Below are 13,492 nucleotides of genomic sequence, written 5' to 3' on the forward strand. Positions count from 1 at the left end.
AGGTGTCCTACGAACCATTCACCCGACCACTCAAGCTCCTGGGCATCAACTGACCACCACCACAACAAGATCACCGCGACTTTGAATCAGCCCTGCCCTGGAAGCCGATCAACCGGAGTCCCGCGCGGGCGGGCGACGAGGCGGTGAGTGTACGAGGGGAGCGCTCTACGGCCCGTGCCAGTGACTCAACGGCTGTCGGCGGGTCGCCCGCCCGACGTTCGGCAAGGCCGTGAAAGGGCGCGTTGAGTCACCGGCGTCGAGGCTAGTGCACGCCGCCCATCAGTGGCTTGACCTTCCGTCGCCAGAGGAAGATCGCGACGCCCGCGAGCGCGGCGACCACTCCCTGGCTGGCGAACCACGCCTGCGTATCCGTCGGCGCGCCGATCAGCTGGAGCAGCGCGATGACCGAGTCGCCCGCGGTGACGGCGAGGAACCAGACGCCCATCATCTGCGAGGCGTACTTCTGCGGCGCGAGCTTCGTCGTCAGCGACAGGCCGACGGGGGAGAGGCACAGCTCACCCACGGTCTGGATGAAGTAGACGGAGACCAGCCACATCGGCGACACCTTCGCGTCGCCCGAGGCCAGGCCCTGCGCGATCATCATCACGCCGAACGAGCCGCCGATCAGCACCAGCGCCGCGGCGAACTTCGACAGCGTGCTGGGCTCCTTGTGCCGCTTGAACAGCGCCACCCACAACATCGCGAACAGCGGCGCGAGCGCCATCACGAAGAGCGGGTTCAGCGACTGGAACCAGCTCTCGGGGAAGTCGAAGCCGAAGAGCGTGGACTGGGTGTCGTTCTTGGCGAAGAGCGCCAGCGTCGAACCGGTCTGGTCGTAGATCCCCCAGAACACGGCCGCGGCGACGAAGAACCAGATGTAGCCCGACATCCGGGACTGCTCGACCTGGGACAGGTCCTTGTCCCGCTTGATCCGGAACAGATACCACGTGGGCAGCGCCAGGCCGAGGATCGTCAGCGGCCACAGCACCCAGTTGATCGTGAACAGCCCGGCGAGACCGACCACGGCGTACGCCGCCGCCGCGACCCCCAGCCAGACCAGGGCCTTCTTCACCAGCGCCGAGCGCTCGGCGCGCTGCAGCGGGCTCGGGACCCTGGTGGACTCCTCGCTCAGGTGGCGGAAGCCCAGGAAGTAGAAGACCAGTCCGATCGCCATGCCGACGCCGGCCATCGCGAAGCCGAGGTGCCAGTCGACCTTCTGGCCGACCCAGCCGATCGTCAGCGGGGCGAAGAAGGCACCCATGTTGATGCCCATGTAGAAGATGGTGAACCCGCCGTCGCGGCGGGGGTCGTTCTTGTCGGGGTAGAGGTGGCCCACCATCGTGGAGATGTTGGCCTTCAGTACACCGGAGCCGGCCGCGATGAACGCCAGCCCGACGAAGAACGAGATCTCCGCGGGGACCGCGAGCATGAAGTGCCCGGCCATGATCACGACACCGGCGACGGCCGTCGCCTTGCGCGCGCCCCAGACACGGTCGCCGAGCCAGCCGCCGGGGAGGGCCAGCAGGTACACCATGGCGTTGTAGACGGAGTAGATCGCGACCGCCGTCGCGTCCTTGATCCCGAGTCCACCGTCGGCCACGTTCGTGGCCAGGTAGAGCACGAGCAGGGCCCGCATTCCGTAGAAGCTGTACCGCTCCCACATCTCGGTCATGAAGAGATTGGCCAGGCCGCGGGGGTGGCCGAGGAAGGTCTTCCCGGCCGCGGTGGGGTCGGCCGGGTCCTTCGTCAGGCTGGACGCCATGGGTGGTTCCTTGCTTTTCGGGACGCGCGGCTTTGTGAGCGGGTACGCGCCCGGTGGGGGGAGACCGGCACCGGTGGAGGAACCGACCCGCCCCCACGCCTGAGGGGCTGGCTCCGGGGGGTCAGCCGGAGTCGGGACGGTCCGCACCGGGATCCACGCCCTTCGCGCGGTCGCGCTCCGGGCCCGGTCCACAGGTCATTCACTGTCGTCGGAGCCGTCTCCGGCCCCGCACACAAGCGGAGACCCTTGGGCTGCTGCCGGCAGGCCAAAGGTCTCCGTGAAGTGCTACAGGCGTGTAAGCAACCATACGGCATGTCATGTTGCAATAAGAAATGATATGAGGCATGGATCACAGGTTTTTCTGTGATGTGGACCTTGATTCAAAGGGCGCGCATAGGGTCTCACCTGGAACCCGTAGGGGTTGCCCATCACGCACCAGTGCGTACCTCTTGCGGACTACCATCACCCCATGACCCGTGTACTGCTCGCCGAGGACGACGCATCCATCTCCGAGCCCCTGGCCCGCGCACTGCGTCGGGAGGGATACGAGGTCGAGGTGCGCGAGGACGGCCCGGCCGCGTTGGACGCCGGGCTCGCGGGCGGCGTCGACCTCGTCGTACTGGATCTCGGGCTGCCCGGAATGGACGGCCTGGAAGTGGCGCGACGGCTCCGCGCGGAAGGCCATACGGTGCCGATCCTCGTGCTGACGGCCCGCGCCGACGAGGTCGACACCGTGGTGGGACTCGACGCCGGCGCGGACGACTACGTCACCAAGCCCTTCCGTCTCGCGGAACTCCTCGCGCGGGTACGGGCCCTGCTCCGCCGAGGCGCGACGGAACCGGCTCCCGCTCCCGCGACCCACGGCGTCCGCATCGACGTCGAGTCCCACCGGGCGTGGATGGGGGAGGAGGAGCTACAGCTCACCGCCAAGGAGTTCGACCTCCTTCGCGTCCTGGTCCGCGACGCGGGGCGGGTGGTCACCCGCGACCAGCTGATGCGCGAGGTCTGGGACACCACCTGGTGGTCCTCCACCAAGACCCTCGACATGCACATCTCCTGGCTCCGCAAGAAACTCGGCGACGACGCGGCGAACCCCCGCTACATCGCGACGGTACGAGGGGTCGGCTTCCGCTTCGAGAAGAGCTGATCGCTCGCCGCGCGGGTTGCCTGCTGCCGCGAGTGGTGCGGGGCCTTGTTCCGTGCGGGTCGCCTGCTGCCGCCAGTAGTGCGGGAACTCGTTCAGTGCAGGTTGCCTGCTGCCGCAAGGGGTGCGGGGTCTTGTCCCGTGCGGGTCCGGGGGTCCTCCGGGCTCGACTCCTCGGGGTCGGCGGCATACAGCCCCAACGGTCACGAACCCCGGACTTGCCGCCGATCCCCTGCGGGGACGACCCTGCACACCCCCTCCCAGAGGACGACAAGAACGCCCCGCCCCCGAGGTTGGCCGTAGACGCGAAACTCGGGTTCCTCGGGGTGCGCGCGTCACGGGCGGTGCGGGTTGCCTGCTGCCGCAGGGGGCGCGGGGACGACTCTGCGCGCCCCCTCCCTGAGCAGAACCAGGGCAGCCCGCCCCCGTCGGTCTCTCCGACCCGCGAAACCCCGGCCCCTCGGGCCAGGCCGTCCCGCCGGCCGCGCGTAAGGTGTGGGCGCGTCACTACGCTCCCGCCCGGAGGACACCTTGCGTCGACGACTGATCAACTCCATCCTCGCCGTCGTCCTCGTCGTCATCGCCGTCTTCGGCGTCTCCCTCGTCATCGTCGAGACGCGCACCATCACCATCAGCGCCCAGGGCTCCGTCGAGGCCGAGGCCGTACGCCTCGCCGGCCTCATCGACGCCCTGCACAGCCGCGGTGAGCCGGTGACTCCGGAAGCCCTGCTGGAACGGAGCGGTACCAAGAAGTACGCGCTGATCAAGATGCCCGGCCAAGCACCCTACGAGATCGGCGAGAAGCCCTCGGGAAGCGTGATCAGGGGCTCCGCGAGGGGCGAGCAGGGCGAGACGGTCACCGTCGAGGAACCCCACTCCACGGTGACCAAAGAGGTCGGCCGGTCGCTTCTGATCATCGGCGGCGTCGCGATCGTGGCGATCACCGCCGCCGTCGTCCTCGCCATCCGCCAGGCCAACCGTCTCGGCTCTCCCCTCATCGACCTCGCGGAGACCGCCGAACGTCTCGGCTCCGGCGACCCCCGCCCCCGCCACAAGCGGTACGGCGTTCCTGAACTCGACCGGGTCGCTGACGTGCTCGACGCCAGCGCCGAACGGATCGCGCGGATGCTCACGGCGGAGCGGCGGCTCGCCGCGGACGCTTCGCACCAGCTCCGTACGCCCCTCACCGCACTCTCCATGCGGCTGGAGGAGATCTCCGCGACCAACGACCCCGCCACCGTCAAGGAGGAGGCGAGCATCGCGCTCGCCCAGGTGGAGCGGCTCACCGATGTCGTGGAGCGGCTGCTCACCAACTCCCGTGACCCCCGCACCGGTTCGGCGATCGCCTTCGATCTCGATGAGGTCGTGAAGCAGCAGATCGAGGAGTGGCGCCCGGCCTACCGCAGCGCCGGCCGAGCCCTCGTCCGCTCGGGGAAACCGGGAATGCGGGCCGTCGGCACGCCCGGCGCGGTCGCCCAGGTCCTCGCCGCGCTGATCGAGAACTCCCTGATGCACGGCGGCGGCACCGTCGCCGTCCGCACCCGGGTCATCGGCAACCAGGCGGTGATCGAGGTGACGGACGAGGGCCCCGGCGTGCCGACCGATCTCGGTGCGCGGATCTTCGAGCGGACCATCAGCGGGCGCAACTCCACCGGTATCGGACTGGCCGTGGCCCGCGACCTCGCGGAGGCGGACGGCGGCCGGCTGGAACTGCTTCAGCAGCATCCGCCCGTGTTCGCGCTGTTCCTGGGGCGCGTGCCCCGCAAGCGCAAGGACCAGCCCAGGCCGGTCAGATGAGGAACCGCGGCGGCTGAGTGGGCCTCGTCTGGTGACGTGCGCCGAGGGGCCGCGCCGTGCGGGTGTCTCCTTGGCGAGTGAGCCGGGCGAGTGAACTGAAGGGGCGCGCGGGTGTCCCGAGGTACGAGGGACCGAGCACGGCCGACCGTCGACACACGCTCAGAGCGCCCCGTGGGGGCCCCGGACGGAGTCTGGGGGAGAACCGAGCCCTCAAAAAGAAGCAAGACCTAGCGGCGCGGGCCCACCGCGTCCGCCCGGTCCACGCGGGCGCGCTCGCCGTGCTCCAGGAACGACTCCGCCGTCTGCACGGTCTCCCGTGCCGGCAGCGTGCGGAAGACCCAGGTGCGGTACGACCAGAACCGGAACAGCGTCGCGACCCCGATGCCGAAGAACTTGAAGAAGTTGCTCTGGAGCGGGCCGTCCCAGTCGAAGCCGTACGTCGCCGTGTACAGAATGCCGTTCTCGATCACCAGGCCGACCACGCTGAACAGCAGGAACAGCGTGAGTTCCTTGGTGCGTCCGCTCTTGTCGCGGTCACGGTAGGTGAAGTACCGGAAACCCACGTAGTTGAAGGCGATGGCCACCACCGTGGCGATCACGGATGCCCGGACCACGGGGAGGTCCGTGGTGGCGCGCACGAGATTGAAGACCGCGAGATTGACGAGAACGCCTGCGCCCCCGACCGCCCCGAACTTGGCGACTTCGCGCATGAATTGATTGAGCTGTGTGCGCAATGCCCCGCCTCGTTCACTCATAGTGAGGGTTCAGTCCCATCTGCTCGGCAGCCTTATCCCATCATGCTATCTAGCGGCATCCGGGCTCGCCCCGGACATCGCCAGCGTCGGCGACGACGCGGACGGAGGCCGGTCGGGACGCCGGTCCGGACGCCGGAGGGGACGCGGGCCGGACCGCTGGACGGAAGCCCGGTCAGCGGACCCGTCACACGCGACCGCGACCCGGCCACGGAGCGGTCACGGAGAGTGACCTTGTCAGGTTCGCGGGAGACCGCCGGGGCCGCCCGGGGACCGAGGTCGGAGCCGTGGTGACGGCGACGGATAGTCTAGGGGGGTGACGTTCCCGGTAGTCGGCATGGTCGGTGGCGGTCAGCTCGCCCGTATGACCCACGAGGCGGGCATCCCCCTCGGCATCCGTTTCAAGCTCCTCAGCGATACCCCGCAGGACTCCGCGGCCCAAGTGGTCAACGATGTCGTCGTGGGCGACTATCGCGACCTCGACACGCTGCGTAAATTCGCACAAGGGTGCGATGTGATCACTTTCGATCACGAGCATGTGCCGATCGAGCATCTGCGCGCCCTGGAGGCGGACGGCATCCCCGTACGCCCCGGTCCGGACGCGCTCGTCCACGCCCAGGACAAGGGGGTGATGCGCGCGCGGCTCGCGGAGCTGGGCGTGCCCTGCCCCCGTAACCGCATCGTCGCCGACCCCGCCGACGTGGCAGCCTTCGCCCGCGAGACCGGCGGCTTTCCCGTCGTCCTCAAGACGGTGCGCGGCGGCTACGACGGCAAGGGCGTGTGGGTCGTGCGTACGGAGGCGGAGGCGGCCGAGCCGTTCCGCGCGGGCGTCCCGGTGCTCGCCGAGGAGAAGGTCGACTTCACCCGTGAGCTCGCGGCCAATATCGTCCGCTCCCCGCACGGCCAGGCCGTCGCCTACCCCGTCGTCGAGTCCCAGCAGGTCGACGGCGTCTGCGACACCGTGATCGCGCCCGCGCCCGGACTCGACGAGGAACTGGCGGGCCGGGCCCAGCAGCTCGCGCTCAGGATCGCCTCCGAACTGGGCGTCGTCGGCCATCTCGCCGTCGAGCTGTTCGAGACGGCCGACGGTCGCGTCCTCGTCAACGAACTGGCGATGCGCCCGCACAACTCCGGCCACTGGACCCAGGACGGCTCCGTCACCTCGCAGTTCGCCAACCACGTACGGGCCGTGCTCGACCTCCCCCTCGGCGACCCGCGCCCGCGCGCACCGTGGACGGTGATGTGCAATGTGCTGGGCGGCGACTACCCGGACATGTACTCGGCGTATCTGCACTGCATGGCACGTGACCCACAGCTGAAGATCCATATGTACGGGAAGGACGTGAAGCCGGGCCGCAAGGTGGGCCACGTCAACACCTACGGGGACGACCTCGCGGACGTCCGCGAACGCGCCCGCCACGCGGCCGACTACCTCAGAGGAACGATCACCGAATGAGCAGCACTTCTCCCGTCGTCGGCATCGTGATGGGCTCCGACTCCGACTGGCCCGTCATGGAAGCGGCGGCGCAGGCGCTCGACGAGTTCGAGATCGCCTACGAGGTCGACGTCGTCTCCGCCCACCGGATGCCGCGCGAGATGATCGCGTACGGCGAGGACGCCGACGCCCGCGGCCTGAAGGTGATCATCGCGGGAGCCGGGGGAGCGGCCCACCTCCCGGGAATGCTCGCCTCCGTCACGCCGCTGCCGGTGATCGGCGTCCCGGTCCCGCTGAAGTACCTCGACGGCATGGACTCGCTGCTCTCCATCGTCCAGATGCCCGCCGGGGTGCCCGTCGCCACGGTCTCCGTCGGCGGCGCGCGCAACGCGGGTCTGCTGGCCGCACGCATCCTCGCCACCCAGGACGCGTCGGTGCTGGCCCGGATGCGCGAGTTCCAGCAGGAGCTGAACGACCAGGCCACCGAGAAGGGGAAGCGGCTGCGCGCCAAGGTCGAAGGTGCGGGTTCCTTCGGCTTCGGGAAGTAACGGCGACATGGAACCTACTTCCCAGTACGACAGATCCGCCGTGCATCTGGGCCGGGCGCGCGAACTCCTCGCCGTCCACCCCGTCGTCGACGGCCACAACGACCTTCCCTGGGCGCTGCGCCAGAACGTCCGCTACGACCTCGACCGCCTCGACATCGCGCGCGATCTCACCGGCCGGCTGCACACCGACATCCCCAGGCTCCGCTCCGGCGGCGTCGGCGCGCAGTTCTGGTCCGTGTACGTGCCCTCCGACCTGGCCGGCGACGACGCCGTGAGCGCGACACTGGAGCAGATCGACTGCGTACGCCAGCTCCTGGCCCGCTACCCCGAGGACCTGGCGTCCGCCCTGACCGCGGACGACATGGAGAAGGCGCGCGGCCAGGGCCGTATCGCCTCGCTGATGGGCGCCGAGGGCGGCCACTCCATCAACGACTCCCTCGCGACCCTGCGCGCGCTGTACGAGCTGGGCGTGCGCTATATGACGCTCACCCACAACGACAACAACGCGTGGGCGGACTCCGCGACCGACGAACCCGGCGTCGGCGGGCTGTCGGCCTTCGGCCGTGAGGTCGTACGGGAGATGAACCGCTCGGGCATGCTCGTGGACCTCTCCCATGTGGCCGCCACGACCATGCGGGACGCGCTGGACACCTCCGTCGCGCCGGTGATCTTCTCCCACTCGTCGGCGCGCGCGGTCTGCGACCACCCGCGCAACATCCCCGACGACGTACTGGAGCGGCTGCCCGCGAACGGCGGCGTGGCGATGGCGACGTTCGTGCCGAAGTTCGTCCTTCAGGCGGCCGTCGACTGGACGAGGAACGCGGACGACAACCTGCGGGCGCACGGCTTCCACCATCTGGACACGACGCCCGGCGCGATGAAGCTCCACGCGGCCTTCGAGGGGGCCAACCCTCGCCCGCTCGCCACCCCCGCCACCGTCGCCGACCATCTCGACCATATGCGCGAGACCGCCGGAGTCGACCACATCGGCATCGGGGGCGACTACGACGGCACGGCCTTCACCCCGGCCGGCCTCGACGATGTCTCCGGCTACCCCAACCTCCTCGCCGAACTGCTCCGCCGTGGCTGGTCCGAATCGGACATCGCCAAACTGACCTGGCAGAACGCGGTACGCGTACTGCGGGACGCCGAGGCGGTGGCACGGGACGAGCGGTCCCGCCGGGGCCCGTCGAACGCGACGATCGGCGAACTCGACGCCTGAGCGCGGCGGTACGCCCGTACCGCGGGAAGCGGTACGGGCGTACGGGAAGCGGTACGGGCGTACGGCGAGCGGGTACGGGCGTACGGGAAGCGGGCCGTCACTTCCGCCCGTCCGCCCATCCGCGAAACGCTCCGCGCCCGCCCCAGTGCCGCGCCGGGCTCAGCCGGCGCAGAGGCAGAACGGGTGCCCGGCCGGGTCGGCGTACACACGGAACCCACGGGACCTGTCCGACGCGTCCAGCACGGTCGCGCCCAGCGCCAGGACCGCCTTCTCGGCCGCGTCCAGGTCCTCCACCATCAGGTCCAGATGCAACTGCTGGGAGTCGTCGGGCGCGGGCCACTTCGGGGGTACGTGTCCGGGCGCCGCCTGGAAGGCCAGCGTGGTGCCCGGCACGCCCGTCAGCTCCACCCAGGTGTTGTCCTCCGCATTGACCTCGCCGCCCAGCACCTGCGCGTAGAAACGGGCGAGCGCGACGGGGTCGGGACAGTCGAGTGCGACGGCTCCCAGGCTTGCGATGGCCATGTCTCCTCCTCTGATACGAGCGTGATACGAGCGATGGTTTCCAGCGATTGGTTTCCAGTGGTTGGTTACCGGTGAACGGCAGGCAACCGGTAACGGTTACCTCATGCTGCCCCACCGGAGGTAACGTCGCAACCATGAGTGAGAGGGAATCCGCCCCCGGCGGTCTCGCGCTGATCGAGGCCCTGGTCAACACGGTGGACCTGGCGAACGGCTCGGACCGCCTCGACACATCGGAGGGCCGGGCCGCGTTCGGCCTCACCGAACCGGAGGTGCCCGCCGCCCGCGAACTGCGCGAGGTCCTCCGCGCGGTCTGCCTCGCCCACGCGGGCCACCGCCCGCCCGGCGCCCTCTCACCGGCCGTCCTCGGCCGCCTCCTGGCCGATGCCCCTCTTCTGCTCGCCGTCGCCGACGACGGCACCACCACGCTCAGGCCCGCGTCCCCCGGTCCGCTGCTCTCCCGCGTAGCCGAGGCCATCGCCGCCGCGTCCGCCGACGGCACCTGGACCCGCCTCAAGGCATGCGAGGCCACCACCTGCCAGTGGGCCTTCTACGACCGCAGCCCGGCCGCCCGCCGCCGCTGGTGCTCCATGTCCGTCTGCGGCGCCCGCGCCAAAATGCGCGCCTACCGCTCCCGCCGCTCCTCCTGACCCCGACCCGCGGTGCACCGGGCCGATGGCCCCGGGATCAGGTCGTCAGGCCACGCTCACGCCGTGGGTCGGCCCATCGCGCGGTACACCCACCCCGCCTCGCGCCAGCGCGCGCCGTCGAGGGCGTTCCGGCCGTCCAGGACTATGCGGTTGGACGCCACCGCGCCCAGCGACTCCGGGTCCAGCTCGCGGAACTCGCTCCACTCGGTGAGGTGGAGGACCACGTCCGCACCCCGGACCGCGTCCAGGGCCGAGTCCGCGTAGCCGAGCGTGGGGAACAGCTCACGCGCGTTCGCCATGCCCTTGGGGTCGTACACCGTGACCAGGCCGCCCTGCAGATGGATCTGCCCGGCCACATTGAGCGCGGGCGAATCCCGTACGTCGTCGGAGTCGGGCTTGAAGGTCGCGCCCAGCACCGCGACCCGCTTCCCGAGAAAGGAGTCGCCTCCCACCGCGTCCCGCGCCAGCTCCACCATGTGGCCGCGGCGGCGCATATTGATGGAGTCGACCTCGCGGAGGAACGTCAGCGCCTGGTCCGCGCCCAGCTCGCCCGCCCGCGCCATGAACGCGCGGATGTCCTTGGGCAGGCAGCCGCCGCCGAAGCCGATCCCGGCCCGCAGGAACTTGGACCCGATCCGATCGTCGTAGCCGATGGCCTCCGCCAGCTTCACCACATCGCCGTCCGCGGCCTCGCAGACCTCGGCCATGGCGTTGATGAAGGAGATCTTCGTCGCGAGGAAGGAGTTCGCGGAGGTCTTCACCAGCTCGGCGGTCGGGAAGTCCGTCACCACGAACGGCGAGCCTTCCGCGACCGGCGTCGCGTACACCTCGCGCAGCAGCTTCTCCGCGCGCTCGCTCTCCACGCCGACGACGATCCGGTCGGGGTGCAGGGTGTCCTGGACGGCGAAGCCCTCGCGCAGGAACTCGGGGTTCCACGCCAGTTCCACATCGCCGGGAGCCTGCTCCCGCAGCAGCTCCGCCAGCCGGGCCGCGCTGCCGACCGGGACGGTGGACTTGCCGACGACCAGGGCGGACCGGGTCAGATGCGGCGCGAGGGAGGCGAACGCGGCGTTGACGTAGCTCATGTCGCACGCGTACTCGCCGTGCTTCTGCGGAGTGTTGACACAGATGAAGTGGACATCGCCGAACTCCCCGATCTCCTCCCAGGAGGTCGTGAAGCGCAGCCGCCCGCTGGAGCCCTCGATCCCGGGAACGTGCCGGGCGAGCAGTTCCTCGAGCCCGGGTTCGTACATCGGCACTCTGCCCGCCGACAGCATCTCGATCTTCTCGGGTACGACATCGAGCCCGAGCACCTCGAAGCCCAGCTCGGCCATGGCCGCGGCATGCGTGGCGCCAAGGTAGCCGGTGCCGATCACGGTGATCTTCAAGGCCATGGGGTACTCCAAGGGGATACGGCGGATGCGCCCCGAGCATATCCGCGCGTGTCGGGCTGTCGCGCAGCTCACGTACCCGGAGGGGAGCCGGGCCTCTAAAATTAGTTACTTAACGGTAGTTTGCGTCCAGGGGAGTGAGAGAACGTGGCCGGAACGGCTGACTTTGACCTTTTCCGTCCGTCCGACGAGCACGACATGCTCCGTGACGCGGTCCGCTCGATCGCCGAGGCGAAGATCGCGCCCTTCGCCGCCGAGGTGGACGAACAGGCCCGCTTCCCGCAGGAAGCCCTGGACGCACTCGTCGCCAACGACCTGCACGCGGTTCACGTCCCCGAGAGCTACGGCGGCGCGGGCGCCGACGCCCTCGCCACGGTCATCGTGATCGAGGAGGTCGCGCGGGTCTGCGCCTCCTCCTCCCTCATCCCGGCCGTCAACAAGCTCGGCTCCCTGCCCGTGATCCTCTCCGGCTCCGAGGAGCTGAAGAGGAAGTACCTCGGCCCGCTCGCCAAGGGCGACGCGATGTTCTCGTACTGCCTCTCCGAGCCCGACGCGGGCTCCGACGCGGCGGGCATGAAGACCAGGGCGGTCCGGGACGGCGACGACTACGTCCTCAACGGTGTGAAGCGCTGGATCACCAACGCGGGCGTCTCCGAGTACTACACGGTGATGGCCGTCACCGACCCGGAGAAGCGCTCCAAGGGCATCAGCGCGTTCGTCGTCGAGAAGGGCGACGAGGGCGTCTCGTTCGGAGCCCCGGAGAAGAAGCTCGGCATCAAGGGCTCCCCGACGCGGGAGGTCTACCTCGACAACGTCCGCATCCCCGCCGACCGCATGATCGGCGCGGAGGGCACCGGCTTCGCCACCGCGATGAAGACCCTCGACCACACCCGTATCACCATCGCGGCCCAGGCCCTCGGCGTCGCCCAGGGCGCGCTCGACTACGCCAAGGGGTACGTCCAGGAGCGCAAGCAGTTCGGCAAGCCGATCGGCGACTTCCAGGGCGTCCAGTTCATGCTCGCCGACATGGCGATGAAGCTGGAGGCCGCCCGCCAGCTCACCTACTCCGCCGCCGCCAAGTCCGAACGCGCCTCCGCCGGGGGCGAGGAGAAGACCCTCACGTTCTTCGGCGCCGCGGCCAAGTGCTTCGCCTCCGATGTGGCGATGGAGGTCACCACGGACGCGGTCCAGCTCCTGGGCGGCTACGGCTACACCCGCGACTACCCGCTGGAGCGGATGATGCGCGACGCCAAGATCACACAGATCTACGAGGGCACGAACCAGATCCAGCGGATCGTCATGGCGAGGAACCTGCCGTAGCAGGGGTTTCGCACCACGGCTCCCCGGCGCGAGGCGACGCCGGGGGCCGTTCGTACGGGCTCGGTCAGGCTGCTTCGGTCTGCTCGGTGGGGTCGTGCGCCCCGGATGTCGGCATCGTGGCGATGACTGCCCGGCCGCGCGGCTCCGCCCCTTGGAAGACGTAGTGACGGTTCTCCGGCAGCACGTCTGTGGAGCTGTGCCGGGTCAGCTCACCGCGGCGCGGGCGATCAGTGTCCCGATGTGCCCGGGATCGGGGGCGTCAAGGATCCGCACTTCCGCCTTCTCGAAACCGGCCCGGGTAAGAAGGCTCTCCCATCTGCGGGGCGTGTAGCTGTACCGGTACGTGTACATGGCCTTGCCCGCGAACCCGCCTTTGTACATGCCCTGCGGTCCGTACGCGCCGGGAATGGCCGGGGGGTGAGAGAAGACGAGCACGCCGCCCGGGTTCAGCCGGGCGGCGATCAGGGGCAGGAGCTTGGCCGGATCGGTGAACCACACGGCACCGAACATGGAGAACACGGCGTCATAGGTATCCGTTGCTTCGGTCAGGTGCGAGAGCACTTCCGCGCACACGAATCGGACTCCCATGGGGCCCCACCGTTCCGTGGTGTTCGCCACCATGACGGGAGACATGTCCACGCCTGTCGCCTTGATCCCCTGCCGAGCGAGGTACGCCAGAGCGCGACCCGTGCCACATCCGACTTCAAGGACGGACTCCGGCGCTCCGAGGAGTTCGGGTCCGGGCCCGTGCCCGGAGTACTGCGTCCACCTGAAGACGGGGTCCGAGTCGTACACGTCCTTCCGTGTGCTTTCGGCGTAGGTGTTCCACAGTTCGCGTTCGGCGTCGATGTCGTGTCGTGCGGGCAACGGAGCGTCCTTCACGTGTCGGAGGTACAGCAGTGCTGCGCCCCCACCCTCCCGGAGGGAGGGCAGGGGCGGGGACTGTAGCGCC

12 protein-coding genes are annotated in these 13,492 nt (G+C 69.5%); 7 read left to right on the plus strand and 5 right to left on the minus strand.

The features are described from left to right. Window positions 1-262: 262 nt before the first annotated feature. Window positions 263-1,762 (minus strand): peptide MFS transporter, encoded by a 1,500-nt coding sequence (locus tag ACWEFL_RS33215; RefSeq protein WP_451720081.1) that lies wholly within the window; start codon window positions 1,760-1,762, stop codon window positions 263-265. 469 nt (window positions 1,763-2,231) lie between these two features. Here ACWEFL_RS33215 and ACWEFL_RS33220 point away from each other — a divergent pair, with 469 nt between their 5' ends. Then, complete coding sequence (locus ACWEFL_RS33220) at window positions 2,232-2,909, plus strand: response regulator transcription factor (RefSeq protein WP_347730218.1); 678 nt, start codon at window positions 2,232-2,234, stop codon at window positions 2,907-2,909. 528 nt (window positions 2,910-3,437) lie between these two features. After that, the gene (locus ACWEFL_RS33225) at window positions 3,438-4,703 is read left to right on the plus strand and encodes an ATP-binding protein (RefSeq protein WP_451720084.1); all 1,266 of its coding nucleotides are present in this window, start codon (window positions 3,438-3,440) and stop codon (window positions 4,701-4,703) included. 227 nt (window positions 4,704-4,930) lie between these two features. On the opposite strand, the gene ACWEFL_RS33230 is transcribed toward ACWEFL_RS33225, so the two are convergent. Continuing rightward, the gene (locus tag ACWEFL_RS33230; RefSeq protein WP_451720087.1) at window positions 4,931-5,458 is read right to left on the minus strand and encodes a GtrA family protein; all 528 of its coding nucleotides are present in this window, start codon (window positions 5,456-5,458) and stop codon (window positions 4,931-4,933) included. 313 nt (window positions 5,459-5,771) lie between these two features. On the opposite strand from ACWEFL_RS33230, the gene ACWEFL_RS33235 reads away from it, so the two are divergent. Genes ACWEFL_RS33235 through ACWEFL_RS33245 form a run of 3 tightly spaced genes read left to right on the plus strand, consistent with a single transcriptional unit; the run spans window position 5,772 to window position 8,660 of the window. After that, window positions 5,772-6,911 (plus strand): 5-(carboxyamino)imidazole ribonucleotide synthase, encoded by a 1,140-nt coding sequence (locus ACWEFL_RS33235; RefSeq protein ID WP_451720090.1) that lies wholly within the window; start codon window positions 5,772-5,774, stop codon window positions 6,909-6,911. Beyond that, window positions 6,908-7,438: a 5-(carboxyamino)imidazole ribonucleotide mutase gene (gene purE / locus ACWEFL_RS33240; RefSeq protein WP_451720092.1), complete on the plus strand. Its 531-nt coding sequence runs from the start codon at window positions 6,908-6,910 to the stop codon at window positions 7,436-7,438. Before ACWEFL_RS33235 ends, purE begins: the two co-directional genes overlap by 4 nt. 7 nt (window positions 7,439-7,445) lie before the next feature. Next, window positions 7,446-8,660 carry a dipeptidase gene (locus ACWEFL_RS33245; protein WP_451720094.1) on the plus strand — a complete coding sequence of 405 codons (1,215 nt, stop codon included), beginning with the start codon at window positions 7,446-7,448 and terminating at the stop codon, window positions 8,658-8,660. 159 nt (window positions 8,661-8,819) lie between these two features. On the opposite strand, the gene ACWEFL_RS33250 is transcribed toward ACWEFL_RS33245, so the two are convergent. Then, on the minus strand, window positions 8,820-9,182 hold the full coding sequence (locus tag ACWEFL_RS33250) for a VOC family protein (protein WP_451720097.1): 363 nt from the start codon (window positions 9,180-9,182) through the stop codon (window positions 8,820-8,822). 134 nt (window positions 9,183-9,316) lie between these two features. Here ACWEFL_RS33250 and ACWEFL_RS33255 point away from each other — a divergent pair, with 134 nt between their 5' ends. After that, window positions 9,317-9,829 carry a CGNR zinc finger domain-containing protein gene (locus tag ACWEFL_RS33255; RefSeq protein WP_451720100.1) on the plus strand — a complete coding sequence of 171 codons (513 nt, stop codon included), beginning with the start codon at window positions 9,317-9,319 and terminating at the stop codon, window positions 9,827-9,829. 56 nt (window positions 9,830-9,885) lie between these two features. Here ACWEFL_RS33255 and ACWEFL_RS33260 read toward each other — a convergent pair whose 3' ends face one another. Further along, on the minus strand, window positions 9,886-11,223 hold the full coding sequence (locus ACWEFL_RS33260) for a UDP-glucose dehydrogenase family protein (RefSeq protein WP_451720102.1): 1,338 nt from the start codon (window positions 11,221-11,223) through the stop codon (window positions 9,886-9,888). A gap of 144 nt (window positions 11,224-11,367) precedes the next feature. Here ACWEFL_RS33260 and ACWEFL_RS33265 point away from each other — a divergent pair, with 144 nt between their 5' ends. Beyond that, window positions 11,368-12,540: an acyl-CoA dehydrogenase family protein gene (locus ACWEFL_RS33265; RefSeq protein ID WP_451720104.1), complete on the plus strand. Its 1,173-nt coding sequence runs from the start codon at window positions 11,368-11,370 to the stop codon at window positions 12,538-12,540. A 204-nt stretch (window positions 12,541-12,744) separates the two neighbouring features. Here ACWEFL_RS33265 and ACWEFL_RS33270 read toward each other — a convergent pair whose 3' ends face one another. Continuing rightward, window positions 12,745-13,407 (minus strand): class I SAM-dependent methyltransferase, encoded by a 663-nt coding sequence (locus tag ACWEFL_RS33270; RefSeq protein ID WP_451720106.1) that lies wholly within the window; start codon window positions 13,405-13,407, stop codon window positions 12,745-12,747. Window positions 13,408-13,492 lie beyond the last annotated feature (85 nt).

Source organism: Streptomyces sp. NPDC004838, assembly GCF_053600955.1.

Excerpts from the sequence above, each read along its gene's own strand:
- ACWEFL_RS33215 (WP_451720081.1), bottom strand. The coding sequence starts at position 1,762 with ATGGCGTCCAGCCTGACGAAGGACCCGGCCGACCCCACCGCGGCCGGG.
- ACWEFL_RS33220 (WP_347730218.1), top strand. The coding sequence starts at position 2,232 with ATGACCCGTGTACTGCTCGCCGAGGACGACGCATCCATCTCCGAGCCC.
- ACWEFL_RS33230 (WP_451720087.1), bottom strand. The coding sequence starts at position 5,458 with ATGAGTGAACGAGGCGGGGCATTGCGCACACAGCTCAATCAATTCATG.
- purE (WP_451720092.1), top strand. The coding sequence starts at position 6,908 with ATGAGCAGCACTTCTCCCGTCGTCGGCATCGTGATGGGCTCCGACTCC.
- ACWEFL_RS33245 (WP_451720094.1), top strand. The coding sequence starts at position 7,446 with ATGGAACCTACTTCCCAGTACGACAGATCCGCCGTGCATCTGGGCCGG.
- ACWEFL_RS33250 (WP_451720097.1), bottom strand. The coding sequence starts at position 9,182 with ATGGCCATCGCAAGCCTGGGAGCCGTCGCACTCGACTGTCCCGACCCC.
- ACWEFL_RS33255 (WP_451720100.1), top strand. The coding sequence starts at position 9,317 with ATGAGTGAGAGGGAATCCGCCCCCGGCGGTCTCGCGCTGATCGAGGCC.
- ACWEFL_RS33260 (WP_451720102.1), bottom strand. The coding sequence starts at position 11,223 with ATGGCCTTGAAGATCACCGTGATCGGCACCGGCTACCTTGGCGCCACG.